24 protein-coding genes and 3 pseudogenes are annotated in these 26,169 nt (G+C 56.2%); 10 read left to right on the top strand and 17 right to left on the bottom strand.

The window, feature by feature from the left end; all coding sequences use genetic code 11:
* Window positions 1-55 precede the first annotated feature (55 nt).
* The gene (locus ACJJVH_RS30280) at window positions 56-415 is read left to right on the top strand and encodes a hypothetical protein (protein ID WP_113452792.1); all 360 of its coding nucleotides are present in this window, start codon (window positions 56-58) and stop codon (window positions 413-415) included.
* A gap of 157 nt (window positions 416-572) precedes the next feature.
* Here ACJJVH_RS30280 and ACJJVH_RS30275 read toward each other — a convergent pair whose 3' ends face one another.
* Together ACJJVH_RS30275 and ACJJVH_RS30270 are read right to left on the bottom strand one after the other, a co-directional pair.
* Window positions 573-737: a hypothetical protein gene (locus tag ACJJVH_RS30275; RefSeq protein ID WP_162762097.1), complete on the bottom strand. Its 165-nt coding sequence runs from the start codon at window positions 735-737 to the stop codon at window positions 573-575.
* An 867-nt stretch (window positions 738-1,604) separates the two neighbouring features.
* Window positions 1,605-1,949 carry a hypothetical protein gene (locus ACJJVH_RS30270; protein ID WP_412066254.1) on the bottom strand — a complete coding sequence of 115 codons (345 nt, stop codon included), beginning with the start codon at window positions 1,947-1,949 and terminating at the stop codon, window positions 1,605-1,607.
* Window positions 1,950-2,768: 819 nt separating this feature from the next.
* Between ACJJVH_RS30270 and ACJJVH_RS30265 the strand changes: the two genes are divergently transcribed.
* Window positions 2,769-3,053 (top strand): type II toxin-antitoxin system RelE/ParE family toxin, encoded by a 285-nt coding sequence (locus ACJJVH_RS30265; protein WP_412066253.1) that lies wholly within the window; start codon window positions 2,769-2,771, stop codon window positions 3,051-3,053.
* A 10-nt stretch (window positions 3,054-3,063) separates the two neighbouring features.
* Entirely contained in the window at window positions 3,064-3,360 is a 297-nt protein-coding gene (locus ACJJVH_RS30260) for a HigA family addiction module antitoxin (protein ID WP_113436266.1), read from the top strand.
* A gap of 1,147 nt (window positions 3,361-4,507) precedes the next feature.
* Here the strand turns inward: ACJJVH_RS30260 and ACJJVH_RS30255 are convergent.
* The 7 genes from ACJJVH_RS30255 to ACJJVH_RS30225 all read right to left on the bottom strand — a co-directional run bounded on the left by ACJJVH_RS30255 (window position 4,508) and on the right by ACJJVH_RS30225 (window position 10,794).
* Window positions 4,508-5,188, bottom strand: coding sequence for an HAD-IA family hydrolase (locus ACJJVH_RS30255; protein WP_412066946.1), 681 nt, complete (start codon window positions 5,186-5,188; stop codon window positions 4,508-4,510).
* 79 nt (window positions 5,189-5,267) lie between these two features.
* Complete coding sequence (locus ACJJVH_RS30250) at window positions 5,268-6,182, bottom strand: XdhC family protein (protein ID WP_412066929.1); 915 nt, start codon at window positions 6,180-6,182, stop codon at window positions 5,268-5,270.
* Between the two features lie 70 nt (window positions 6,183-6,252).
* A complete protein-coding gene (gene paoC, locus ACJJVH_RS30245) occupies window positions 6,253-8,457 on the bottom strand; it encodes an aldehyde oxidoreductase molybdenum-binding subunit PaoC (protein ID WP_412066928.1) in 2,205 nt (734 codons plus the stop codon).
* A 4-nt stretch (window positions 8,458-8,461) separates the two neighbouring features.
* Entirely contained in the window at window positions 8,462-9,412 is a 951-nt protein-coding gene (locus tag ACJJVH_RS30240) for an FAD binding domain-containing protein (protein ID WP_113401145.1), read from the bottom strand.
* Window positions 9,409-10,056, bottom strand: a complete 648-nt coding sequence (gene paoA, locus ACJJVH_RS30235; protein WP_412066927.1) for an aldehyde dehydrogenase iron-sulfur subunit PaoA — start codon at window positions 10,054-10,056, stop codon at window positions 9,409-9,411. Before paoA ends, ACJJVH_RS30240 begins: the two co-directional genes overlap by 4 nt.
* Before the next feature lie 172 nt (window positions 10,057-10,228).
* Window positions 10,229-10,366 carry a hypothetical protein gene (locus ACJJVH_RS30230; RefSeq protein ID WP_412066926.1) on the bottom strand — a complete coding sequence of 46 codons (138 nt, stop codon included), beginning with the start codon at window positions 10,364-10,366 and terminating at the stop codon, window positions 10,229-10,231.
* Window positions 10,367-10,614: 248 nt separating this feature from the next.
* Complete coding sequence (locus ACJJVH_RS30225; protein WP_113401144.1) at window positions 10,615-10,794, bottom strand: transaldolase family protein; 180 nt, start codon at window positions 10,792-10,794, stop codon at window positions 10,615-10,617.
* Window positions 10,795-11,014: 220 nt separating this feature from the next.
* Between ACJJVH_RS30225 and ACJJVH_RS30220 the strand changes: the two are divergent.
* From ACJJVH_RS30220 to ACJJVH_RS30210, 3 genes and pseudogenes are all read left to right on the top strand, one after another.
* A pseudogene (locus ACJJVH_RS30220) lies at window positions 11,015-11,312 on the top strand (hypothetical protein); the annotation flags it as partial.
* Window positions 11,313-11,333: 21 nt separating this feature from the next.
* A complete protein-coding gene (locus ACJJVH_RS30215; RefSeq protein ID WP_113401160.1) occupies window positions 11,334-11,558 on the top strand; it encodes a hypothetical protein in 225 nt (74 codons plus the stop codon).
* Window positions 11,559-11,582: 24 nt separating this feature from the next.
* A complete protein-coding gene (locus ACJJVH_RS30210; RefSeq protein ID WP_412066925.1) occupies window positions 11,583-11,789 on the top strand; it encodes a hypothetical protein in 207 nt (68 codons plus the stop codon).
* A gap of 223 nt (window positions 11,790-12,012) precedes the next feature.
* On the opposite strand, the pseudogene ACJJVH_RS30205 reads toward ACJJVH_RS30210, so the two are convergent.
* From ACJJVH_RS30205 to ACJJVH_RS30190, 4 genes and pseudogenes are all read right to left on the bottom strand, one after another.
* Window positions 12,013-13,275, bottom strand: a pseudogene (locus ACJJVH_RS30205) (GGDEF domain-containing protein).
* An 890-nt stretch (window positions 13,276-14,165) separates the two neighbouring features.
* On the bottom strand, window positions 14,166-14,405 hold the full coding sequence (locus tag ACJJVH_RS30200; protein ID WP_113452798.1) for a DUF2252 family protein: 240 nt from the start codon (window positions 14,403-14,405) through the stop codon (window positions 14,166-14,168).
* A gap of 521 nt (window positions 14,406-14,926) precedes the next feature.
* Window positions 14,927-15,169 carry a DUF2934 domain-containing protein gene (locus ACJJVH_RS30195; protein WP_412066924.1) on the bottom strand — a complete coding sequence of 81 codons (243 nt, stop codon included), beginning with the start codon at window positions 15,167-15,169 and terminating at the stop codon, window positions 14,927-14,929.
* A gap of 252 nt (window positions 15,170-15,421) precedes the next feature.
* Entirely contained in the window at window positions 15,422-15,940 is a 519-nt protein-coding gene (locus tag ACJJVH_RS30190; RefSeq protein ID WP_162762099.1) for a hypothetical protein, read from the bottom strand.
* A 23-nt stretch (window positions 15,941-15,963) separates the two neighbouring features.
* Here ACJJVH_RS30190 and ACJJVH_RS30185 point away from each other — a divergent pair, with 23 nt between their 5' ends.
* Window positions 15,964-16,437 carry an Hsp20 family protein gene (locus ACJJVH_RS30185; RefSeq protein WP_113436205.1) on the top strand — a complete coding sequence of 158 codons (474 nt, stop codon included), beginning with the start codon at window positions 15,964-15,966 and terminating at the stop codon, window positions 16,435-16,437.
* Between the two features lie 68 nt (window positions 16,438-16,505).
* Window positions 16,506-16,799, top strand: coding sequence for a DUF982 domain-containing protein (locus ACJJVH_RS30180; RefSeq protein WP_113386063.1), 294 nt, complete (start codon window positions 16,506-16,508; stop codon window positions 16,797-16,799).
* A 252-nt stretch (window positions 16,800-17,051) separates the two neighbouring features.
* Here ACJJVH_RS30180 and ACJJVH_RS30175 read toward each other — a convergent pair whose 3' ends face one another.
* From ACJJVH_RS30175 to ACJJVH_RS30165, 3 genes are all read right to left on the bottom strand, one after another.
* The gene (locus ACJJVH_RS30175; RefSeq protein WP_162704092.1) at window positions 17,052-17,390 is read right to left on the bottom strand and encodes a DUF2934 domain-containing protein; all 339 of its coding nucleotides are present in this window, start codon (window positions 17,388-17,390) and stop codon (window positions 17,052-17,054) included.
* Window positions 17,391-17,473: 83 nt separating this feature from the next.
* Window positions 17,474-17,866, bottom strand: coding sequence for a response regulator (locus ACJJVH_RS30170; protein WP_112803948.1), 393 nt, complete (start codon window positions 17,864-17,866; stop codon window positions 17,474-17,476).
* Window positions 17,850-21,323, bottom strand: coding sequence for a CheR family methyltransferase (locus ACJJVH_RS30165; RefSeq protein ID WP_412066923.1), 3,474 nt, complete (start codon window positions 21,321-21,323; stop codon window positions 17,850-17,852). Before ACJJVH_RS30165 ends, ACJJVH_RS30170 begins: the two co-directional genes overlap by 17 nt.
* Before the next feature lie 339 nt (window positions 21,324-21,662).
* Between ACJJVH_RS30165 and ACJJVH_RS30160 the strand changes: the two genes are divergently transcribed.
* On the top strand, window positions 21,663-22,550 hold the full coding sequence (locus tag ACJJVH_RS30160; RefSeq protein WP_113361307.1) for an adenylate/guanylate cyclase domain-containing protein: 888 nt from the start codon (window positions 21,663-21,665) through the stop codon (window positions 22,548-22,550).
* 71 nt (window positions 22,551-22,621) lie between these two features.
* Here ACJJVH_RS30160 and ACJJVH_RS30155 read toward each other — a convergent pair whose 3' ends face one another.
* Window positions 22,622-24,511: an ABC transporter ATP-binding protein/permease gene (locus ACJJVH_RS30155; RefSeq protein WP_412066922.1), complete on the bottom strand. Its 1,890-nt coding sequence runs from the start codon at window positions 24,509-24,511 to the stop codon at window positions 22,622-22,624.
* 594 nt (window positions 24,512-25,105) lie between these two features.
* Between ACJJVH_RS30155 and ACJJVH_RS30150 the strand changes: the two are divergent.
* A pseudogene (locus ACJJVH_RS30150) lies at window positions 25,106-26,118 on the top strand (YihY/virulence factor BrkB family protein).
* The last annotated feature ends 51 nt before the right edge of the window (window positions 26,119-26,169 follow it).

Genomic DNA, 26,169 nt, shown 5'->3' with positions numbered 1-26,169 from the left:
GCCAAGCTTGCCGATGCGCACGCGATTTCCACTCGCAGTCGAAAGGTAAGTTGCGATGACCAATCTCTACAATCGGCGTCCGCAGTGGTTGGTCGATGCTCACTCGGATTTAGATGCCGCTATTGCCGCAGCCTACGGGTGGCCTGCGAATATTGCTGAAGAGGAAGCTCTGGCAAACCTTTTGGAACTCAATCTGTCGCGTGAGGCATTAAATGCTGGCGCCAAACCCGGACTGAAAGCAAAACTTCCACGCCGTTCAACGCCGGAAGAGCTTCGACGTGCCCCACAGATGAAGTTGCCGATTGCAGGTAGCCGCACGCCAGTAGTGGATTCGCAAAAATTGGACTTTGAGCAACGCGATAGCCGGTCGACATCATCAAAACGAACGCGAAACACCAAAAGCCGAGCAAGCTGATCCACGTGAACTGAATTGCGGGAGGTATCTGTTTCCGCTGTTAGGCGCTCCGATGTCGGTCGTAGAGGTCGTCATCGCGCTCGCCCGAAAGCGGACATAGCTACGTGGCGGCGTCATGTTTCCTGCGCAAAAGTAGTCATACCAAGCTCCGCTTTTATTAATCCGGGTCCTTGAGTCGCCCGACTTTCAATCGCTCGAAGATGGCCAGCGGTTGCCACTCGGGCCTGCTGCCGATCTCGGACGCTTTGCCATATTTTTCCAGGGGAGACAGCTTGGAGAGCATCGTCACACCGGTGATAAAGGCCGCCTGCAGATCTTTCATCGTCTTTTGATTGGCAAAGAACATATCACTGGACGGATTACTGCCACCGGTAACCGACTTGCTCTCTGTGTAAACGAGAATGCCAGGGACGTTGTAACCTGAGTATCGCGATCTCGCTCACTCCAGATGCTGGTAAACTTGCCCGACTTCCTCGGAGTTGATCGGATTGTCCTCAAGCTTGTCCGTCTTCAATTCAATAAGCACCCGGCCCGCGTTCGGGGCCAGTTTCGATTTCATGGATTTTTCTAGTCAGATAAGATTGAGAACGTGCTATCGGCGTGCGATGATCATGCCGCTCGCAAGGCAAGGTGCGATAAACGTTGCAACATTTTATCCAGCGGGACTGACAAAGACACCCCGTTGCCGGCGCAATCCTCGTGTGCTGGGCACCCGCCTTGCCTGAATGTGCTTCGCTACAATCACTTCTTGGTGAGTGAGATTGAACACGCCAGTCTCGCGTGCAACTCTTGGTGGCCTACAAGGCAAAGGGTGCGACGGGTAAATCCTGTTCCCCGTCGGATGAGTTTTGCAACACCCCACTCATCGGCGCCGGCATTCCTACAAGTGTCGGCGGCCACCCTATATTCCACTTTCCTCATTCATATTCGGTTCATTTAGCGGGTCCTAAAGGTTGCAGCACCGCACCGTCATATGCGGCAGAGACTCGGCGCGGCGGACATCACGAGGACGAAGAGCCGGGTCTCTTTCCGGGGACCTGGATGTGAAATTCTTTATAGATTATTGCGTTTCGCCGCATTCTCCAAACCTGCCAGCAAAGACGAGACCCCTGAGCTTGGGTTTTGGGCTGTTTCCGCGATTGAGAACTTTGAACGCTCTCGCCTGTCTCAAACCCGTGTTTGAGCCGTCTTATTGCTTACGTGCTCCATCTGGCGGAATACGTGGCGCCTGTCGAGTATCGCCGCCACCGTGATATTTTTGAGCATCGTGCAATTGTCGTATCGACAAGCGCTTTTCATGCGGTTGGCTTCGACTGAAGTGAGCATTGGCAGTCAAACTGGCGAGATGGTGGAGCTTGTCGACGTCCGTCACGCCCCTTCGGTAAAGCCTAATCAACTCTGCTGCAAAAGCCTCGCGGTTCACATCCGTTAGATCAAACCATGGTTCGGCGATCACGGCGTTAAAAATCTTTTGCAGATTAGCGATCTCGTCCGGCTGGAGAACGCCTTCGACCAGATGGTGGTAGCGCTGCATATCCTCCTCCCTAGTCAGGCGATTTCATTCTTCATCTTCCCCCAAATTTAGGCAAGAGGTTGCATTGAAATCCCAGTTCAATCACATCATTTTGAGCCAGCTTGGCTGGTGGAATTATAGAGAACAGGTCGCCAAACTATGCCCGTCGTCGTTGCGCCTGGACCGCACCGGCCGCCCGGTTAAAGGCGACCGTAACTCATTCGAACCGCCCGAAGGGACGGTAGGAACCTTTAAGGGAGTTGTCGGTTAGATGTATGGGAGGCAGCCCACTCCTCCCAATCCCTCTCCTCAAAAGGCCCTATCGCGAGATGGGGCCTTTCTTTTGTCCAAGCACACCGCCAGCATCTTAGCGATCGATCTCGTATATTTGGTTTCTGAATATTGCCGGGCCGAATCAAGTGTTGCGCAGCGCATCGGACCGTGTTGGGGTGCATTCGTCGTTACCAGATTGGATTGGGTCTCTTCTGGGCTGCGACACCAGTCATCCGGCAAGAGTGACTGGCAGACGCAGCGGCGGCCTGACCTGAGCCGGTAGCAGGCCGTCGCTGTTGATGTAAATCGTATATAAGACCGCTTAGAAACATCCAGAAACGCAATAATCCTTGCGCTTTTTGTCTCATGTCAGCATGACGGTGCCAATCAGAGCCTTTGCTACCCGCTGGGCGATGATACCAGCAAGCACCCCAAGTTTTTGCTGGCAGAGGCGGCGGCAAGGTACGGATGGCTCCAAAGCCTTGCCGTCGCGGATGAGCTTAATTCGTATCATGTTGCGATACTTTTTCTTGACGACACGATATCGTATCGTGTAATGATACGTCCATGATCAGGTCATACAAAGACAAGACCACTGAGGCGGTCGCCGCCGGTAAATCTCCAAAAGGCTTTCCGTCCGATCTGATCAAGGCAGCACGTCGCAAGCTGTTTATGCTCGACAACGCCATTGTTCTTGATGACCTGAAATCGCCTCCGGGTAACAAACTGCATGCCTTTGTGAGTGACCGCGCTGGACAGCATGCGATCTGGATAAACGACCAATTCAGACTTTGTTTCCGCTGGACTGACGCCGGCCCCGAAGACGTTGAAATTACCGACTATCACGATTGAGGATCAAGCTATGACCACTCTCGGCTTTGCCATCCATCCAGGTGAAATCCTGCGCGAGGAATACCTCGCCCCGCTTAACCTGAAGCCCTACACGCTCGCCAAGAAGCTCCATGTCCCGCGTACGCGTATTGAGCGGCTTGTTGCAGAGCAGACGCCCATCACGCCCGACACAGCTCTTCGGCTCGCCAAATTCTTCGGCACCACGCCACTGTTCTGGATGAGCATGCAGGCGTCTTATGATCTGGCAACCGAGGCCGAAGCCAAGAAAGCCGAACTCGACGCCATCGAACATCTAGAGGCGGCTTAATCGACTCGACTATCGCTTTGATTGATTCCATGCTCCTCTCGTTATTGCGGGAGGGGTATAATTTTGATCAGGCAGTTTGTGACTCTATCGTCATTTCTTCTCTTGGTTGGCTGTGGCGATGGCCCGAGGCCACTTCCATATCAGCCGCCTCCAGCCTACGCTCCTCCGGGCGGCTTTACCGACCCAGATTCTATTCAATGCCAAACGTCTCCTACAAAAGAGCAGTTTGACGCCTGCAAAAATGCAATCGCGATGGCTCGATATGATTCTAGCTTGCCTTCATCAGCCGCCGTGATAGCAACATCGGAAAGTTATTCTAGGCCGAGTGGCGGCAACAGCCGGGCCAAGATTTCATCTTACTCGCGTCACTATTATACGGGACCGCGTGGCGGTTGTTACTACCTGTCCTCCGGCGGCGGGAAAGTCTACGTCGATCACAGCTTTTGTAGGTGAATCGACTTCCGCGCGCTGTGCGGTTTCACTGTTAAGCTACGGAGGGCAAAGTGGATCACGATAAGTCGAAATGGCACTTCAGGAATATCAACGACATCAAAGCCGATACCCTTTATGATTGGGGTGTCGCGGCCACCGCACCGCATAGCCATTCGAATAGACTACGCGAAGTCGCAGGCTGAATTAGATAAGGCCCGTCGTCTCGTCCGTTCACCGCATCAAATCCAGGTAGCAATGTCTCCGGCGGCCGCTCGGCACTTGGGTGAGCAACTGATACGGTAAGCTGATGGTCTGAATTCGACAATCCCGCCGAAAGATCGCCAGAACTAGGTTTCATTTTATCTTCTCCTCTTATCCGGAAACAATGCTATGCAACGCCACGTCCAGCGTCATGACCTCGGCAAAATCGCCGCCATCGACAAACCCGAATGGGTCGGTGCAACGGCGATTTAGGTTGTGCAACTGATGTTTCGGGGGTTGGGTGCTGTGCCCGCCGTATATCGCAGTTCCATAAACCGCACTATGCCGGATCGGATGCCAAGTCATTGATAATGTCGGATGCGACACGAAAGCAGCGGTTCAGCTCCCATCAAGACCCGCATCGCGACCGCGCACAATGACTAACCGCAATTCGATTGATAAGAAAAAAAGTAGCCGTCGCTGCAGGCAACGCATTGCCTTTGATTGATCATTGTCAGAATTTTAGGCTCAAGAATAGCTGCCCATGATCATCGAGAGATGCTGTTATCTTGGTGTAGTTGGAAATGGTCGATCGACCAGCAAATTCTATCTTGCCTTGGTTTGACGTCACCACCAGTACGTCAGTACCGGCCGCCTCTCCCGCCTGCACGCCTGCTGTGACGTCTTCAAACACAAGGCACCGGCTTGCCTGGATGCCGAGCTTATCCGCACCCACGAGATAGCATTGTGGGTCAGGCTTGCCAGCTGTCACCTCCTCGCCGGTCACCATGAAACGCGGGCGAGGGAGTCCGGCTGCCTCCAGCCGTCTAAGCGCTAGCGCCTTGACAGATGAGGTTACGATCGCCCACCGGTCCAGCGGCAACGCGGCCAGAAACTCACCCGCACCGGGGATCGGCTCGATGCCGTCAAGGTCCTCCATTTCTGCCGCGGTGATCTTGGCGTCTTCTGCCTCCGGATCGATGCCCGGGAGATTGAGACGACGGATGACATCTATGCCCCGCGAACCGTGCATGGTGGGCAGGAACTTTACCGGATCGAGGCCGTGGTTTTCGGCCCATGTTCCCCAGACCCGTTCCGCCGAAGCGGCAGACCTGAGAATGGTCCCGTCCATATCAAACAGAAATCCAGCATAGCGTTTATCGAGAAGGGACAAAGCCACGGCGAATACCTCCATCATTTGGCGAGAGTGTAAGATGGGCGGCTGGAACGGAGAGGCAAGCAACATGGCTACCGAAGGGCTTCCTAATAACGGATCAGCCAAATGAAGCAAGCCGAGCAGCTGCGATATTGGCCAGAATCGACAGCGCCAGCGACGCGGCATCCCGGGTAGGTCCAAACATGCCGATCGGCGCCTTGATCCGATCGATATCCTGCTGTCTGAACGATTGTGCTTTCAGGCGCTGAACCCGGCGACAATGGGTGCGCGTACTTCCGAGCGCACCGATATAGAACGTGTCCGAACCGAGGGCTGCAGCAAGGATCGCATCCTCTGCGTCAAGGTCGTGGTGGAGGGGAACGACCGCGGTATAGCGATCGATAGAACGGGCCGCGTTTTTAGCAGTAGTGTCCCGCCAGTCTTCCGCAATATAACCGGAGGGCTCCGCCAATCTGGCGACGACTTCCCCTTCCGCCGTCTGTCCGGAGATTACGACCCGTGTCGTCTGTTGGTAAAGCGCGATGAACTCGTCATGAAGCCAACCGGTCCGGCTAGCTATTTCGACGAGAGCAAGGGTTTGAGATCGGGGTGAATACCGAAGCGCCGTGACCTGCCTTCGCGAAAGACGGCCAAGAACGTGCTGCAGAATCTCAATGTCTCTCAGTAGGTGGATGGCAACCGAGATACCGCCGCCACAGGGAAGAACGACGTCGAAGAACGGAGAGCCCTTTCCGAACTTGATTGTCCGGTCGCGCCCTTCCGCCATGGCGAGAAGCGCTTCCGCCGCGACGGCCGCTTCCACGCAGCCACCGGAAACATAACCGCAAAAGCGACCGTCCGAGGCGACAACCACATGCGATCCCAGGGCTCGCGCGGCACCACCGCGTATTTCGACAAGGGTGGCCAGAGCAACAGGACCGCGATCAAAACCCTCGACCGCGAAGCGAAAGAAGTCATCGCGCTGGTCACTTGTGAATGCGCGTGTCGGATTGGCTTCCAAGGCCGCAAGCATTTGAACTACATTATCTTTCTTGAAGAAAGCGAGGCTGGCGGCCGAGGATCGACCGCCAGTGCGTTGAGCGTCAAGCCACCTCTGGCAAACCGCCGATCAGCTTGTCGAGGGTGATTGGATAATGCCGGACGCGGATGCCCGTGGCGTTATGGATAGCGTTGGCGATTGCCGCCGACACGCCGCAAAGCCCGAGTTCGCCCACACCCTTGGCCTTCATCGGTGACGACATCGGATCCGTTTCATCCATGAAGATCACTTCCTGATGCGGAATGTCGGCATGCACAGGCACTTCGTAGCCAGCGAGATCATGATTGACAAAGAACCCGCGACGGGTGTCGACGGCAAGTTCCTCCGACAGCGCACCGCCTGCGCCCATGGTCATCGCCCCGATCACCTGGCTGCGCGCCGTGATCGGATTGAGAATACGGCCGGCTGCGCAAACCGCCAGCATCCGGCGGATGCGGGTTTCCCCGGTCGCGACATCGACGCCGACCTCGACGAAATGCGCGCCAAAGGTGGATTGCTGATGCGTCTCAGTCAGGTCGCCCCACTTCATCGTGTCTTCGCCGACCAGGCCTTCAGCGCCTGCCGCCTCTGCGAGCGAGACGGATCGATCGCCGGAACGCACCTGGCCATTCGCGAATGTGATGTCTTGGGCGTTCAGGCCGAGCTTAATTGCTATAGCCTCTCGCAGCTTGACGCAGGCGGCATAGACGCCAGAGGTCGCGGAGTTGGCGCCAAACTGCCCGCCAGACCCGGCTGAGACCGGAAAGTGGGAGTCGCCTAGCTGGACGGCGACCTTATCGATTGCAATTCCCATCATCTCGGCCGCCGTCTGGGCGATGATCGTGTAGCTGCCGGTGCCGATATCGGTCATGTCGGTTTCGATCGTCACGAGCCCTTGACTGTCGAGCTTGGCGCGGGCGCCCGATGGAAGCACCATGTTGTTGCGGAAGGCGGCCGCTGCCCCCATTCCGATCAGCCAATTTCTGTCGCGACGCATGCCGACCTCCGGCCTGTCGGTCCAGCCGAAGCGCTCCGCGCCCAGCCTCAGACAGCCGATCAGATCACGATGGCTGAATGGACGCTCCGGCTTTTCCGGATCGACCTGCGTGTCGTTGACGATCCGGAACTGGATCGGATCCATGCCAAGCTTCTCTGCGATTTCGTCGATGGCGATTTCGAGCGCCATCAGACCTGGTGCCTCGCCGGGGGCACGCATGGCGTTGCCTTCCGGAAGATCGAGCGTGGCAAGGCGCATTGCCGTCATTCGGTTGGCGCCGGCATAGAGCAACCGGGTCTGGTTGACGGCAGTCTCCAGACCACCGCCCTTCAAATCGCCAGACCAGCTCTCGTGGCCGATGGCGGTGATCCTGCCGTCGCGTCCAGCACCGATGCGGATCCGTTGGATGGTTGCCGGACGGTGCGTCGTGTTGTTGGCCATGAACGGACGCGGCAGAGCCACTTTGACGGGGCGACCAACGGCCTTGGCACCGAGTGCGGCTAGCACTGCATCGGCGCGCAAGAACAGTTTGCCACCGAACCCGCCGCCGATGAAGGGCGACATGAGGTGGATCTTCTCCCTCTTAATGCCGAGCGTCGTGGCAAGATCGGTGCGCCACCAGTCGATCATCTGGCTTGATGTCCACACCGTTAGTTCGTCGCCATCCCAGACGGCGATCGATGCGTGCGGCTCCATCATCGAGTGGGATTGATCCGGAGTCGTATAGGTCTCGTCGAGTTTCACCGGAGCGGATTTGAAGGCGCCCTCGAAATCTCCAACCGCAGTGTCCGGCGGAGAGCCGTCCGCGTCCTTCGGCTTGACCGCGGCATCTTTTGCATCTGCAAGGGCGAAAGTCCCTTTGTCCTCGGCGTATTCCACCTTCACCAGTGAGGCTGCAGCACGGGCCTGTTCAAAGGTCTTTGCGATCACCACCGCAACGGCCTGATGGTAATGCTGGATCTCGTCACCACCAAAGAGATTGGCGGTGTTGTATTTTCCCTTTTTGAGCTTGCCGACATCGAGCGTCGTCACGACCGCGACCACGCCGTCGGCTTTCTTCGCGGCCGATGTGTCGATCGACCTCACCCGTCCCTTGGCGATGGCGGAGCCAACGGGATAGCCATAGACATAGGCAAGGTTCGGGTCATGCCATTCATAGGCGTACATCGCCCGGCCCGTCGCCTTGAGCTGGCCGTCGATGCGCTGGATCGGCTGCCCGACGACCTTCAGCTGGTCGATCGGGTTTGTCGTTGCTGGTTTGTCGAACTGCATGATCTCAACCCCTTGCTTCGGCGATGACCGCGCCGAGCGTGCGCTCGACGAGATCGACCTTGAACCGGTTCTGATCGGTAGGGCGGGCATCGGCGAGAAAGATTTTTGCTGCGGCTTTGGCTCCCTTCGGGAGCTCGGCTTCAGCCGCCTCGATCCGCCATGGTTTGTGCGCGATCCCACCGACCGCGACGCGACCGGTGCCATCGGGCTGAATGACGGCGCCGACAGAGACGAGAGCGAAGGCGTAAGAGGCGCGATCGCGGACCTTGCAATAGATGTGCATGCCGCCTATCGGCGCCGGCAGCATAACGGCCGTAATAAACTCGCCCCGCTCTAGCGTGGTCTCGATCTCGGGCGTATCACCCGGAAGCCGGTGGAAATCCTCAATCGGGATCGAACGGCGGCTTCCGTCCGGCTTGATGGTCTCGACGACAGCGTCGAGCGCGCGCATGGCGACCGCCATATCGCTCGGATGCGTGGCGATGCAGGCGTCGGAGATGCCAACAATCCCAAGCTGACGCGTCACGCCGCCAATGGCGGAACAGCCGCTTCCGGGCTGACGTTTGTTGCAGGCCTGGTTGGTATCGTAAAAGTACGGACAGCGCGTCCGCTGAAGCAAATTTCCGGCGGTCGTTGCCTTGTTGCGCAACTGCCCAGACGCGCCCGCGACCAGCGCGCGCGACACGAGCCCGTAATCGCGACGGACCGCCGGATGGGCGGCAAGGTGGGTGTTGCGAACCAGAGCGCCGATGCGCAGGCCACCGTCTGGCGTTGCCTCGATCGTGTCGAGGCCAAGCCCGTTGACATCGATCAGATGTGTCGGCGTCTCGATCTCAAGCTTCATGAGGTCAAGAAGGTTGGTGCCGCCGGCGATGAATTTTGCTTCAGCGTTGGATGCGGCCGCCTTGGCCGCCGCCTCAACCGACGAGGCGCGTTCGTATGTAAAGGCTCTCATGCCTTGATCCCTCCGACTTCCGAGATGGCGTCGAGAATGTTGGAGTAGGCGCCGCATCGACAGATATTGCCGCTCATGCGCTCGCGCACCTCCTCCTGACTCAGCTGAACCGGCGTGGTCAGATCGCCAGTGGCATGGCTTGGAATGTTCGCCTTGATCTCTTCAAGCACCGCGACGGAGGAACAGATCTGCCCGGGAGTACAGTAGCCACACTGAAAGCCGTCATGTTTGACGAAGGCGGCCTGCATCGGATGTAGGTCGCCGGGCTTGCCGAGCCCCTCGATCGTCGTGATCTCGTCGCCGTCATGCATCACGGCAAGCGTCAGACAGGAATTGATGCGGCGGCCATCGACCATGACCGTACAGGCGCCACATTGACCATGGTCGCAGCCCTTTTTGGTGCCAGTTAGATGCAGGTGCTCGCGCAGGGCATCAAGCAGAGTCGTGCGATTGTCGACATCGAGTTCGCGGCGTTCGCCGTTGACGGTCAGCGAAAGCCTGCTGCTCTGGCCCGAAGACGGTGCAGCGGGCCGGGCGGCTGCCTTCCGGGCGACACTGGTGACAGCCATTGTCGCAGCGGACGACACCAGAAGGTCCCGGCGAGAAATGTCGAGATTGACGGAATTTTGCATGTCCGGCTCCATGTTTAGTGATCTCGGATAAGACGAACGACAAGGTTCCCCTAGGCGTAGAACGCGCGAAACCCCTAACGGTTACATGAATGGGGGTCTTAATGTTATCGATGTTGCTCATGAATGCTGACGGGATTTGACGACCGAATGGCGACAAGGGAGGAAGCGAGGAAGACCACGGCGCTCAGTGCAAAGGGCTCCGCCCGCCGAGATGGTCGAACAGCGGACCGCCGGCGAACGCGCCCGACGTGATCGCGAACTGGATGAGCGCGACGAACCAGGCTCCGCTTTCCTCGAGGTGGTCGGAGATCGTGCGGGTCATCCACGTCGTCCATGCTGCCGGAACAGGAGTTGTGAACAGGCCCCAGATCAGCAGCAGTCCTGCGGTCACGTAGGGCAAGGAGCCGAGGCCCAGAGAAGACGCTGCAGCGAACCGCCCTTGGCGCCATATCGGCTGGCCTCAAAGACCAGTCGCAACACGTCACAGGCATCACGCACGTCGTGACCGGTGATCAGTCGAAGCGCCCCGCCAATCGCCGTGCCACGTAACGTAAGCTCCCTGATCTGCGCTTAGTAGCCGGCGCCGTTGCTGATGGATTTGGCGAAGATGGTCGGGTTCGTCGTAGTCCCGACGATCTCGCCGGCTTCGACCATACGAGCAGGGCTTCCAGATCCTAGACGTTCCCTGTTAAGATCGTCTAGCCAGACTGCCACTCCGGCGGTCCTGAGGTTTTCATATGCGGTCGGCATAGGAACTCCTGTATTCTAGTGGCGCTATCCGCGCCGATCTCGACAAACGGTGCCCTTACACAGATCGAGGGCCGAAGTTCCATCGCGTCGGAAACAGGTCGGGAGATGGTTCGCCGCTTTATTGAGGAGAAGAGGAAAGGTCGCGGTTCAGGCCAGCCTCGGAAACTCTCGGCCGAAAAAGGCGTTATGATCACTGAATGTGAAGATCAGGAGAGGTCAGATGGCGGATGACAACACTGTGACAATCACGGCCACTTTCGAGACACGCGAGGCGGCAGACCTTGCGGTTGAACACTTGGTGCAGCAGCATGGCGTCTCCCGGCCCGATATCTTCGTCCAGGCGAAGGCGACCGCAATACAGCTGGATCGGCGCCTTCCGGAGGAGATGGTCCCATTCGGAGGGTGCCCGTGACGACGCGGCGCTCGCAGGCGAGATCGAGATCTCCATCGACATCGCCGAAGATCAGATCGCGGCGGTCCAGCGCTGCCTCGGCGATGCCGGGGCGATCCGCATCTCAGGTTGTTCAGGAGGTATTCAAATGGGATCTGCCCGTGACGTCAATGACACTCAACTCAAGGGCGTCGTCGATGAGAAACTGACCTCTCTGGTTCGCGAACTGGAAGACGCCAATTGGACCTTTGAGGAGATCGTTTTCTCGATCGAGGCCGTCTTGGTGGAAAAATGGCTCACACAGGCACGCGCGCTGCGAGCGGCTCGGGAGAATGTCCCGAATAATTTCGTCTCAGATGGCAACGAAGGATAGCAGACCAACACAAGGGAGGCGGCGATGCCGGCAAGGTTTCAGGTTATTGCGCTCAGTTCGCTCGACCCAGACGGGAGCGATACACGCGACGAGCCGAAGCTTCTTTATCCCGAGGCGCTGAAGACGGCGAAGGAATTGAAGGCTCAAGGCAAGGCATATCGCGTCATAGCCGAGGCTGAGGCAACAGTGGAACAGCAGCAATCGTTCGCCGATCTCGGCGCTTTGGAATAGCAAGGCGGAAGAGCGGCGAGCATTTGTTCTGCCGATTTTCAGCAAAACATTCCAAGCCTTTGATGTTTACCATCAGCGACCTTCCGATGGATCACGAGCGCACGACCAATGCTACAGATACCGATATCTTGAATACTGCCGCGTGCACCTCATGAGGCTTGACGCCCCTCCGCAGACCTCTTGAGAGAACCTGATTAGAGCGTTGTAGGCGCAAACTGCTAACTTACTCTCCCTGATGAAGTAGGACGCGGTTTCGACCGGATTGCTTGGCCACATAGAGAGCCTTATCTGCCCGGCTTTGAAGTTGTTCGGGGCTAATGTCGTCAATAGCCGCAAGATAAGCTACGCCGACACTGACCGTGACGTAAGGTAAAGTCTGCGCGCCAGGATTGGGAAGTGAAGCCGTCTCCACGGCTTCTCGGATGCGCTCGGCGACCTCGCATGCCTCAGGCTCGCTGATCGTGGGAAGTACAATCAGGAACTCTTCGCCGCCATAGCGTGCTACCTGATCATGGTTTCCTCTCAAGTTGCTCTGAATGATGCCGGCGACCTTCACGAGGCAGCGATCACCCTCGCCATGGCCAAGGCTGTCATTCAAGGCCTTGAAATGATCGATGTCGCACATCAGCAGGGCTATACCCCTCGTTTCGGCTTCCGCATCCCAAAGGCGATTGAGCAGTTCCATCATCCAGCGCCGGTTGGCGATGCCGGTGAGTGGATCGGTTCTTGCCAGGAGCTCAAGGCGCGCGTTTGCAGAAGCCAATTCCGTTACCCGGCTTCGGTCCCGGAGCTCGAGGAGAAAGGCCTTTTGCGCAAGTATCGTCATGGTGCGCCGAGACACTATTGTCGCGATGATTCCGGCAGAAAAAAACAAGGTTGCCGCCTCTACGCTTCCGACGGTGATACTCGGATTATGGATCTGGAAGAAGAGATAAAGGCCCAGAGCCATTGCCGCGATGGTCGTCGTCGCCGGCAGCGGAATGGCGAAGATAATGATCGCGGAAATAGCTACGAACAACATGATATTCAAATGCCGTTCGTAAAATTCCCCACCGGCCGTTACGCCCACGAGTGCAACGGAGAGGAGGATAAAGAACAATCCGGCTATAAGGACGGCTATATGAAGCTTGGATATTTCTGGTTTTCTCCAGAAAAAGGCCGTAGCCAAAGCCGCGGGAGGTAAAATGCAGGCCGGCGCAAGCATGGAGACTGTGACCGTTCGCGGAAGCAGAATTACATTCAGACCCAATGTAAGCAGATCTATGAACGTTACCCAAATCATCTATGAGCGGATGATCTTGGCGGTTCGTGGCAAGGAACGCTCTTGAAAAAGGCGAAGGAGCTCGCCTTTCAGTCGTATGTCTCGGGTACGACCTTTCAGTAGGCGTTCAACCTCCTCCAAGAGGGCAAGATTTTCCCACGAATGCGACTTTTCCTTGGATACGTCCACAGCATTTAGCGGAATTGCTTTGTTTACCTCTTTCATTTCATTCACTTAGTGAAGCTCCCTGCCGTCAAAAAATGGCTGCTGTCCAGATTAGCTCGGAAAACGGCTAAGATGCCCGTGGGCGATTCCAATCGCGGCATTCTTGCCTGAGGATTGCGATCCCACTACATTGTCCGTTAAAAGGGCTCCCCTCGACGTCTGCTTTCCAGCTATATTTCATATAGATATTTTGCGGCGATCTCACCGACGACAGTCCAACGAACATCTTCGGACTAATAATGGATATTTCGAAGCCGCTGCTATGTCCTCTCGTGGGTAGCCCTGAATCTCCCTGATGTTATTGGGGATTCATCAGGAAACCAGAAAATCGCATCGGTGAATATGAGAGGCGCGAGTTCTTCGAGCAGGCGATCATCGGGTGTCATCACTGAGTCTCTATAACCTGGGTCGATGCCTGGTTAAACTTTTTCAGCCAATCTTCGTTCCCATAAGGAACAGGTTCGGTCGTCGCCTTCAGTTTTATGGGCGGTATACACGGCTAAATTGAATTTCAGTTCGCGCAGGATCTGAACCGCGCCGGGTTTGCCGGAGGCTCCAACTTCTGAGAAAGTGGAGCCGATATGAGCAAGACAACGAACAAGTTTTCACCTGAAGTCCGAGAACGTGCCATCCGCATGGTGCTGGAACACGAGGCAGAACACCCGCCCCGGTGGGCGGCCGATCATGCGGTGGATCGATCGCGAACGGGACGTTGACAGTATGAGATCGATGAAGTCCGAGGAGAATGATGCCGGTGGGATGTGAAGACGATAGCTACGATCTCAACTGCGGCGCGCTCATTTGGATTTCCGCGGAGGCTGCCTCTCATCCGGCGATGAGAGCTGCCTTCTTGCGGTTGCGATACCAGGAAGGTCTAAATCCCGCGAGGTTTATGCGAGTCCCAAGCGAATGAGATCATGAGCGGGATTGCCGATGACGGTATGATCAAAGTCCCTGATTTGTATGGCGACTTCTCTGTCAGGATCCGCCAAGGCGGCTAGATTGCTGATGTGACAAATCATGGCGGGTCCATATCTGGGTCTTCTGGAATGGATAGCGAGCGCGTATCCCAGCCATTCATAAAAATGATTGATAGAGCTTCGTGTGGACGCGCCCGGCGACTGTGACATCTTAGAGCGCGCCGAAAACCCAGAAGCAGAATCTTACTTCCTATCAGGTGGCATTTGCGCTTTTGCTTTATACCCATCATGCACTTCCGCTTTCATCATCGACAACCTCGGTATCCGGACGATCCCCACCGTCGACATGTTCAACGCGCCAGCTACCGGCTGGAAGCTGATAGGAAATTTCTGCATCCTGGCCCTCGAGATGCTGGCGTTCGGCTGCCGCCCTGGCTGCGGCAAATGCGGTATCGTGATCCGGAAATGTCTCGGACCAAATCTTTTAAAGACGATAGCCGTATCCGTCTTCGTGCTTGCCGACATGATAAGTCACCGCCATGCGATCTCCTCCATTGAACTCCGGTCGAATTGCCGTTGCGCTCTGAGCGTATGGCCTAATATATCGCGGCGGCGGGATACACCGATTCCGCGCCCAGCATTTTGATAAGCGTCCTCAACATCTCCCATCGCGCGAAGAGAATGAGAAGGTTGATGATAGGCAACGGAATCCCCTATAAGTCTGGAACTGGTTACTTCCGGACAGGTCTTGGCGTCTTCGCAGGAGCAGCTTTCTTCTGCTGGTGATCATGCGCTGGCGAGTTGTCGCTTTCCGGTCCGTTGGATGAGTTCACTTCTTGTTCTGTATGCTCGTGCTGTTCTTCCGCTCGTTGCCAATGGTCGAGATGACGTCCCTCCGGTCTTCCTTCCTCTTCCCAGATTCTGTAGGCACGTTCACGGCGCTTGCCGTCGTTCTCATCTTCATTGTCGATCATTGAATTTCCTCTTGTCTTCAGTAACGGGTTAGCGTCGTTCAATGCTGCCAATCGCAACGTCATTTCTTCGTCAGTTTCATCGAAGGCCAGGGATTGACACTTACGGGCGTGACCAATCAGGAAACTCGGCCGGGCTCTCGCCGAGAAGACCAATTTTTCCGAAATCCGTTGGCAATGGACTCGCCGCTGATCGGACGTGCAGTTTGAAAGGCCGTTGCTTTTTCATATCCAATGCTCCTCCTCATTAATCACTCAAATCGACATGCGAGTTGAAAGTTCCTTTGGTGAAGAAATATTGCGGAACCGCAGGGAGGAAACGGGGAGACGTGTTTCGGGAAAAGCTCCCAATCTGACGGATTGATTATCTATCGGGGCAGGGGTATCGTTGAAGTCCTGCACCAATCCCGCTGCCATTGCGGCGTCAAGCCGTCCCAGAACACATCCGCCGATGTCGGCGATCTGGCCGGTCTGGCTGTCGACGATATTCCACGTTCCATCATCCTGTTTCCTGGCGATATAAACGGGATCGACCGTGGGATCCATTGCCACCTCCTGGCTACGGGAGGGATGATGACTTTGAGAATTGGCGGAGCCGTTTGTTGTTCCGCTGCAGTGCAGCATTCCATCAAAATTCTCACCGGCGAAAATGAACAATTTTTCTCCAACCAGCTCTTGAATCCGAAATTTCCAAAAACCAAATCGAATGCCGCCAGCCGCTAAAGTCAGGGCTGGCTTTGCTGGGAGCGTCGCTTTCGGCGCTTCCATACCCATGTTGCTTCAAGGAGGATATGGCTATGGCAACATCTTACGACTATGCACCGCTTTTCCGTTCGAGCGTCGGTTTCGACAGGATCTTCAATCTTCTCGAAAACGCCCAGCGCGCCCGCTCGATCAGCGACTGGCCGCCCTATGACATCGTCAAGACCGGCGATGACAGCTACCGGATTTCGATCGCCGTAGCGGGCTTCGCGCAGGATGATCTCGACATCACCTTCCAGTCCAACCTTCTGACCGTCACCGGCAAGAAGCAGGAAACCCCTTCCGAAGGCTACCTGCATCGCGGTATCGCCGGCCGGCCGTTCGAGCATCGGTTCGAACTTGCCGACCATGTCAGGGTGAACGGTGCTGATCTGAAGAACGGTCTCCTCTCGATCGATCTCATCCGTGAGATCCCGGAGGCCCTTAAGCCACGGAAGATCGACATTCAGGCATCGAACCTGGAACGCTCTGCTGTTCCGGCGCAGATCGAAGCACAGAAGGCGGCTTAATCAGAAGTTTGGGAAAGGGCGCCGCCGTGGTGGCGCCCGTCAACATTCCGGGTTGGAAGGAGAGAGCGGTGAAACCCGATATGTTCAAACAACCTGTATCCATTCTCGTCGGCCTTGGCTTTCCGACAGAGGTTCGCAGTGTCACCGAAGCGTACAGCCATCTCTGCGAGTGGCCGGCATCGTTTAGGGACAGTGCCCATTCGGTCGCACTGAAGGCTTGCGGCGCGGCTTTGCGTGGCGAGATCGAAGCGGAGACTGCGCGCGGCTTGTTCGCTGCGTTCGCCGAGAAACACGATTTGCTGGCGCCGGAGATTGATACCATCGTCGCATCTCGCCGGCGGAAAGATCCCCACGTTCGTTGAGGCGCTCCATACGTACGATATGTTGCAGCGGGCCGCGCCCAATGTCGTGGTCGCCTCAACCTCACCAGGTCAATCAGGCCGGATCAGAGCGCCGGCGATCATGGCGGTGACGACGCCGGCGAGAGGATGCGGCCTGTTCTCGTCGCTGACCACACCCGCGAGTGGCCGCTGAGTGCCACAAGAGCTTCGTCAAAGTCCGATGAAGTCGGGCACGCCATTGCCCAGGCGGCACATGAATGCAGTTGCAGGGTGTTAGGCGGCATAGAACTCCAACATGTCTTGCGTCTTTCGAGTTTTCCGACAGTCTGCCCAAAACCTGCTAACAACGTCTTGCCTGACTTTTGCGACACTACGAGCCGTATTGACGTCAACCTCCAAGATCTGCCTACAACAACCATTACATCCGACTGCGAACTGAACGTTCCGCAGCGGGTTGATCGGCGCCGGAACTCTGTCATCGGCCGCTCGTTGCCAGTGGTCGAGATGAAGCCCCTTGGATCGCCCTTTCTCCTCCCAGAGTCTGTAGTTGTACTCGCGGAATTGGCAGACGCGCCTCGCGGTATCAACATATCCGCCGCCGGAGCGTCCCACGTCAGCGATGCGTGGCTCGTTTTGCGAGCCGGCACATTGGGGGCAATCAAGGATTCAAACACACATCGATATGTGGTGAAAACCTAATTTTCCGTCGTTACGAGGCTATTAAGAGCTGCAACCAACGCCCGGCTGGGCGAAGGTTTCATGAGAACAACTGTATTGCTCGCCAGGTCCTGCATACGCTCGGGCAGGGACTGGCCCGTGTAAAATAAAAAAGGAATCCCTTTCTCCTTCAACCGTCGTGCGGCTGCTTCAGAGGTTTCACGACCAAGCCGGACGTCGAGTACAGCGACGGAAAAGCTCTCGCTCTCGATTGCGGAAAGCGTTGCCGAAAGAGTGCCGTACGGCCCGACGGTCTCACCACCAGCTCTCATAACGCTGTCCTCGACATCGAGGGCGATTAGAAGCTCATCGTCGACGACCAACACCTTGGCCCCTTTCAGCGCGGTTGTCTGATCAATGATTGGGTCCATGCTCTTCCTGCTCCGGAATTTCTATTTCTATTGTGCAATGGAGACCGTGCGCCAAGAATTGCCGTTGGACCTTGGCACCGGGAAGGCCCTTGCTGATCAAGATCCCACCCAGTCCCTGTTTCGTGGGTGGTTCGACGGGCGGGCCTCCGCTCTCCGCCCAGATAACTGTCACATTGCGCGGATTGTTTCCTTCCCGGGTCCACGAAAGTTCAACTTGCCCTTCGGGCGCGGATAGCGACCCATATTTGATGGCATTTGTCGCAAGTTCATGTAATACGAGTCCGAAAGGTGTTGCGAGCTCGGCCGGCAGGCGGATCGCCGGTCCGTGGACTTTCAAGCGGCTCGTCTCTCCACCGAGGTGCGCCTGCAATTGTGATTGGGCTACCTCCTGCAGTTCGGCGCCTTCCCAGTGCGACTCTACCAGCAGCTTGTGTGCATTGGCGAGAGCTAGAAGGCGACCTTCGAACCGCTCGACGAAGTCCTCGCCCGACGAACTCGTCCGCAAAGTCTGGCGTGCAAGTGACTGCACCACGGTCAGCGAATTCTTGACCCGATGAGCAAGTTCATCGAGCAGGAAGCTTTGACGCTTGGCCCATCGCTTTTGGTCGGTAATGTCGCGTGTGCTTTCCAACACAATCCGGCGTTCTCCCGATGTCATCAATTCGAGCTGGCTTTCCACCGTCAGCACACGTCCATCCTTGGTCGTATGAAGGACCTCACCACTCCAGCTGCCATCGTCAAGGAGCGCCTGTCGAAGGCACTCAAATGACGATCCGGGAACCACCGTCTTCAAGAGCTTTTCCTTGGGCTTGCCGGCTGCCTCGTCACGCGTATAGCCGTAAAGAACCTCGCTGCCGTGATTCCATTGCACGATACCGTGGTCGAAATCCCAGGCAAATATCGGCGAGCGTGAAAGTTCAACCAACCGTGCTTCCTGGCGAAGATGCTCCTCACTTTCGCGAAGCGCAGCCTCAATTTTGCGTCGCTCGGTAATGTTCACAAACGTGGCGACCACGCCATCCGGTCGATCATCGATTGTTCGATAAGGGCCGATTCGCAGCATATACCAGCTACCTGTCCGGCTCTGCACCTCGCGTTCCAGAGGCGTCAGTGTTTCAAGAACCAGACGAATATCGTCGATCAGGCTCTCATGGTCCAACCGATGGGAAAAGTCGGTGAGCGGGCGATCGATATCTCCAGATGTGATATTGAAAATATCGCGCAACCGAGGCGTAAAGCGCTTAATGCGCAATGCCGGATCGAGAAACAGCGTGCCGATGTCGGTGGCCGCCATCAGATTTTGTATGTCACTGTTTGCCCGCGACACAGTCTCCAGCTTCAGCTTGAGTTCGTTATTGACAGTATGCAGTTCCTCGTTGATCGATTGAAGCTCTTCCTTGCTCGTCTCAAGTTCTTCGGACGTCGAGCGATATTCCTCGTTGATCGACTGCAGTTCTTCGTTTGCCGCCCGGAGTTCCTCGTTGGTCGCCTCTGCCTCCTGCCGCGTCTCGCGCAGCCGCAGGTTGGCAATCTGAAGCTCTTCCCGGAGCTGCCGAATAATCTCGTTGGCCGGCGCGTGTTCGGCCGGAACTTCGAGCAGGCCGGAGGCTCCGACCATAGCTTCGCCTTCGATGAACATCACGACGGCGGATCGTACCGTGCCATCATCCTCAAGGAGAGGCTTTACCTGCAGATAAATCCGGCGGGGGCCTTCGCCAAACCTGACGAGAAGTGGCATGGTAAGCGTAGCTTCGCCACGCTCGAACGCCCGATTGAGCGCGCTTCTAAGGTCGAAGCGCAGTTCCTGGTGTACCATGTCGACCGAATCGGTGGTCACAGGTCCTCCCGACGGCTGCAGATAGCGCCCAACGCTGTCAGACAGATGTAGCGCCCGATGGGCCTCATCCACCATCATGCTCGGCGGGGCGACACGCTCAAGAGCTTTCTGGTGAAACGCCGCATCGACCGCGTTAGTAACCGCTACGGACGACTTCGAGCCGCGGATAAGGCGCTCGGTCCTCTCTGCGGTCGCAAACAACACAGGCAGTTCCGTTCGCTTCGGGCTTACGAGCGACCGATAGATCTTGGCATCCCGATCAAAGGCCTTGAACAGTCCTGCGGGTTGGTCTGCACTTTCCGAAGCTCCGAGAAACAGATAACCGCCAGCATTGAGTGCATAGTGAAACGTGGCGTAGACTTGCTGCTGCAGGCTTCGGTCGAGATAGATCAGGACATTGCGGCAGGAGATCATGTCCAGCCGCGAAAACGGAGGATCGCTCAGAAGACTGTGGTGAGCAAAAAGAACAATGTCGCGTAATTCATTACGAACCCTATATTGACCTTCCTCGCGTTGAAAGAAGCGCCGAAGCCGCTCCTCCGACACGTCCGCCTCGATCGACGGAGGATAGCGCCCCTCGCGTGCGAAGGCCAATGCTGCGGCGTCGAGATCCGATCCAAAAACCTGGATCTGTGGAGAAATGTTACGACGGTTGGCTTCCTCCAGCAGAAGCATGCCGATCGAATAGGCCTCTTCTCCGGTCGCGCAGCCGGGAACCCACACGCGGATCGCTGCATCTGGCGCCTGAAACAGCTGTGGAATGACGGATTGTTCGAGGGATCCAAAAGATCTGGGATCGCGGAAGAACGACGTTACCGAGATGAGAAAATCGCTGAGCAGAGCCTGAGCCTCCTCCGGGTCGTCTCGGAGGTAGTCGAAATAGGTCGCAAATGAATGTTTTCTCGCGACCTGTGTGCGTCGGGCAATTCTGCGGACCAGTGTGGCGCGCTTATAGTGCGAGAAATCATGTCCCGTCTTCAGACGCACATGGCTGAGAATGCGTTTGAGAAAATCTTCGTCGTTGCTGTCAGAAAATGAGCTGTTCCGGTCATGCTGAGACGAAAATTCGGCCACGCAGCGTGCAAGTTCGGCAGCCGGCAGCAAGACATCCGCCAGCTCGACCGGAAAGGTGGCATCCCCTGGCATATCATCCGTGGCGGATTCAGGCGAAGTTGCAAGTATAATCCCGCCTGCCTCCTTGAGTGGGGCGATGGCTGCGGCCGCATCGTGGCCGACATTGGCGAGGATGACGACAAGAGGATTCTGGCATTGTCCGGCAATCGCTTGAAGGAAAAGCTGAGCCGATTCCGCTCGCCCGGACGGCTCACTGATCGGAAGGGCTGCGATGCGGCCTTCCGCACATTGGAGACACCGACCTGGGGGCAGGACATGAATGGCGTCTTTCTCCAACATGGTTGTTTTTTCGATCCGCTGCACCGGCCGGCTGGTGAACCTGGAGATGATCTCCGCAAGTTCAATTTCGCCTGCCGGTGCGACGTCGGCCATTATGATATGGGCGTTGAGGTTTTCAGGCAAAGCGTTGAGAAAAATTCGCAATACATCGGCGTTTTTAGCCGATGCCGCAATTGCGATCACCGGTAAAATATCTTCGTGTTTCACGAGCAATGCTTTCGTAACAGGCGCAAAAAATGGAGGGAAGCGGATCTGGAAGTGTTCTCACCGTAAAGGGGATTGACCGTAAAGTTAAGACCCGTTTTGAACCGTAGCATATCTGCATGGCAAAGCGGTCCCACAATGGGCATTGGATTAACAGCCTCGTTTCGGATCCAGGGAGGCAAAATAGGTCGTGACGATCCGTTATCCTCTCCAGCCTGCTGCTCGCGAATTTCGATTTTTCGACGATGGGGCGCTGCGCGATCCATATTGCGTGGAACAACCTGGTCATCCGCTCCCTTTCTAAAGAAGCGATTGTGCCGAACCGTGGATTGGGATCAGATTTTGGAAACGCCTCCTCTCCAAAGAAAACTCGCGGCCATCCTCGCTGCCGATGTCGAGGGATATTCCCGTCTTATGCATCTCGATGAGGAGCGGACATTGGCAATGCTGACGAGCCACCGAGCGATAGTGGACGGCTTGATCGAAAACGCCAATGGACAGATTTTCGGAACGGCGGGAGACAGTATACTGGCGGAGTTTCCCAGCGTGGTTCAAGCGTTCAATTGCGCGATCGCCATCCAACTCGCCATTGATCGAGCCAATGTCGGCATCCCTATGGATGAACAAATGAACTTTCGCATCGGAATAAATGTCGGTGATGTCATGGTTAAAAGCGGCGACATTTTCGGCGATGGGGTTAACATAGCCGCGAGACTAGAAAGCCTCGCCGATGTTGGTGGCATCTGCGTGACGCGTGGCGTTCGCGACCACATCCGCGATCGTGTCGAGGCAAAGTTCCAGGACATGGGCGAGCATACCGTCAAGAATATCGCTCGTCCCGTCCGTATCTTCAAGGTTTTGTTCGACGCCAGTTATGAGCCGGTTTTGGCCCGTGCCTTGCCGAGGAGTCGCCCCGGTGAAGATGTCACATTAAATACTGACGAGGACTTGACTGAAATTGCCTTCTGGGAATCGATCCGCGACGACGACGATGGGACGGAGTTGCGTCTCTATCTCGAGCACTACCCCGATGGTGCCTTCTCGGACCTTGCTCGGGCGCGGCTCCGGCATGATCTTCCGCCGTCGGAAGAACCGGCTGTAGAGGTGTCTTTCTGGGAAAGTGTACGCGACAGCGGCAATATAGAAATGATCCGCGCCTATATCGAGCGTTACCCAGCTGGGAAGTTTGTTTCGCTCGCCCAGATTCTTCTTCAAAAAAATAGCCCGTGAGCAAGCAACAGACGACCTAACGCTTTGAGCCGGATATGATGTGACGGCGCTTTCGCCGCAGCATGACGAGGCTATGGCAGCTTGCGGGAATATTTCATCAGTCGAGTGAAGACGTTGCGCTTGCTTTCGTAGGGAGCGAGATCGATATCGCTTACCAGCCTTGCACCCCCCTCATGCTTTTCGAGTGTGATCTTGCGACTGTGGAAGGCCTCGAGCTCGGCACGGTGCGCGACACTGACGATCGTAGCGCCCGGAAGTTCTTCGATCATCATTTCCATGATCTTATCTTGGGTCTTCTCATCGAGTGCCGAGGTCGCTTCGTCAAGTACGATAATATCTGGATCATTCAGCAGCAGCCGCGCAAAGGCCAGCCGCTGCTTTTCACCTCCCGACAACGTGTGGTCCCATGGCGCTTCGTCCTCGATCTTATCACTCAAATGGCCTAAGCCCACCTTTTCAAGGGCCATGCATATTTCGTCCGCGGTCCATCTGTCGGCGGCCTGAGGATAGGCAACAGCTCGGCGAAGTGTTCCGGAAGGAATGTAAGGACGTTGAGGCAACATGAAGAGCTGTCGGTCCGCATGGAAGTTCACACTTCCACCACCCCAGGGCCAGAGCCCGGCGATGGCCCGCACAAGAGTACTCTTGCCAGCCCCGGATTCTCCAGCTACCAAAACACGCTCACCCGGTCCCACCTCGACTTGCGTTTCCTTAACGACGGCGGTCCCATCGCCGAGCGACACTGAGACGTCGTTCAAGCTGAGCATGATCTCCCCCTCCGTTTCACCGCGTTTGATCCGGCCCATAGATTCGCTCTGTTCGGCCTGCTCCAGCCCGTCGAGCGACATCATCAATGAAGCGACGCGCCGGGCGCAGGCGTTCCAGTCGGCAAGGCGTGGATAGTTGTCGACAAGCCATCCGAACGCGCTTTGGACAATAGTGAAGGCAGATGCCGCCTGCATGACTTGGCCCAGCGACATGCTGCCGTCGAGGAACTTGGGAGCACAAAGCAGTACCGGCACCACGGGCGCGATCAGCATCGAACCATGGGACACCAGTGTGGTACGCATATACTGATGCGCCAGCAGTCGCCATTGTTGTCGCACATTGGCGAACGTCTTCTCCAAGTCGTTGCGCTCTTCTTCCTCTCCGCCAAGCAGGGCAATGCTCTCGCCGTTTTCGCGCACCCTGGTCAAGGTATAGCGAAACTCCGCCTCCACCTGATTTTTTGCTTCTGAAACCCGGACGAATTTTCTGCCGATGAAGGTTATGGAGCCGGAGGTTATGACGGCGTAGAGGACAGCTGTAACGACGAGGAAGCCCGGAATAGTGATGAACGTGTCACCGATGGGCAGGGTCAAAGCTCCGCCGATCGTCCACAACACGATGATGAATGTCGAGGCTGACACGAATGCTGCAATCACGCCGGCCACGAAATCGACCGGGGACTCGGTTGCTATCCGCATGTCTTCAGAAATGCGTGCCTCAGGGTTTTGATGATCCCCGCCGATCAGATTGAGTTGATAATAGCGTCCGTTTGCCAACCATCGCGCGATCAGCGCTTTCGTCAGCCAGGAACGCCAGCGGCGCTGGATCAACATGCGGACGTAGACCTGGATGGTGACGATCGCGACACTACCAAGCACGAGTGGCGGAAAAACTGCGCCCAGAAAATATACCATCGATGCATTGCGCTGCTCGATGGCGTCGAAAAGCCTGCGGTTCCATACGTTGATACCGTATTGGAAGCCGACGTTGATTGCGATCAGAACAAGAAGCCCGATTGAAAACGGCCAGGCGAGCCTATCGCCCTTTCGTCCCCAATATTCGCGTGCGCTGATCCAGAAACGTTTGAGCAAATACGCTTTGCGCGCCTCATCTGCTTGAACCGGGGTTAGCTCGGACGGGGCTTCGACAATATCTGCAGGGGGCGTTTCTTGGATCAAGTTATTCTCTCCCATAGCTTCCTCCAAGCCACAATGGCTCTATGCCTATTGGGCTCGCTCCACATAAAAACCTGGCATCATATTGTTGAACGAGTTTGAGATGCTTGATCGCTTCCAGGAAATCTACGGCAAATATACGAAGGCCAAACGCCGGCTAAGGTCGAGAAACTTGCAGGAACCGTAAGACGCCTTTGCAAGCGGAGGTACGACGCCGAGCAATTGATCGATGCGGGTGCGTAAGGGACATGCGGGCGTGATAATGAAGGCGCCTTCCAGGTTGACCTGTGTAGGAAACCTGCAATCGACACAGATTGTTCCGGTCGGTCTGCAGAGCAGAAAGCTTGTCGGTACACTTTCGAAACCGATTACTTTTTGAGCTTCCATAAATCGAATTTTGGCGCCTTCGAGGACCTTCCTTGTTTGTGGCGACGCACTTGAGGGGATCGTCGCGGTGGTTTCCATGCATGATATTCGGACCTGCGATCGTTGCATTGGAGCGGGTTGGTACCGTCTGTTGTGCAAGAACGGTGCCGGTCATGGAGACGGAAATGGCGATGCAAGAGATAGGCCTTCATGGATGCTCCCGGATGAGTTCAGCCTGCACCGTCCATGACGGCATTAGAAAATGCGCCCGCACCTGTAATGTTCCAAAGCCGCCGTCGAATTCGGCGCCCTCTGCGACCTGGCACTGGAGGTATTGGCGCCGCAATTGTTGATCAAAGATCGGACGCGACCCGCTTCGTCGTGCGGAAGACTTTTGTCGAGCTCGATGAAAATGCTTCTGTCGACCATCCAGGGGTAACCTACTTTCTATTGCTGTCGCTCTTTCCAGCCCTTGGCGCGCTGGTTGCGCTCTATGGGTTTATTGCCGATCCGGCCACGATCATGGGTCATAGCGGCTTCCTGGCAAGCGTCTTTCCGCCTGGTTCATTCGACCTGATTCTCAACCGGCTGACCGCTCTCACCGAGCAGAAGACCTCTACGCCAAGCTTTGTATTTGTAACCGACCTCATTGTCGCCCTGTGGAGTGCCAACAGCGGAATGAAGGCATCATTTGACGCGATGAACGTTGCCTGCCAGGAAGATGAAAAGCGTAGCCTGATTCCGCTTAATCTTCGGGCACTCGCATTCACCTTCGGCGCGCTCATCATCGCGATCGTTCTCATTGTCGCTATTGGCGTGCTTCCGGCGGCACTTGCCTATCTCTGGCTGGACAAATGGCAGGAGCTTCTCGCTCGTTTTGTGCGCTGCCCTTCATTCTCGTCTTTGTCGGGTGTGGTATAATAGTTATTTACCGTTATGGTCCGAGTCGCGAACAGGCAAAACTGAAATGGCTGAGCTGGGGCGACTTGTTCAGCACATTGTTATGGATGGCTGCATCGATCTTGTTCTCTTTCTACCTTGAGAACTTCGCTAACTACAATGCGGCCTACGGCACGCTTGGTGCGTTCACAGGACTGATGGTGTGGGTCTGGATCTCGGTGATCATCCAGATAGTCGGCGTCGAACTCAGCGCCGAACTGGAACACCAGACCGTTCGGGATTCCACCACCGGATCACCGAAATCAATGGGAGCGCGCGGTGCGTTCGTTGCAGACACAATCGGCGAGGCAGCCGATTGATTTCGCCCGGTCAGTCAACGCCGGCGGAGTTGTTTCACGATCTTATCGTAA

This window comes from Rhizobium sp. SYY.PMSO (genome assembly GCF_046840415.1).
Classification (GTDB): domain Bacteria; phylum Pseudomonadota; class Alphaproteobacteria; order Rhizobiales; family Rhizobiaceae; genus Rhizobium.
Note: the sequence above shows the minus strand (reverse complement) of the source record. Positions and strands in the feature narration are given on the sequence as shown.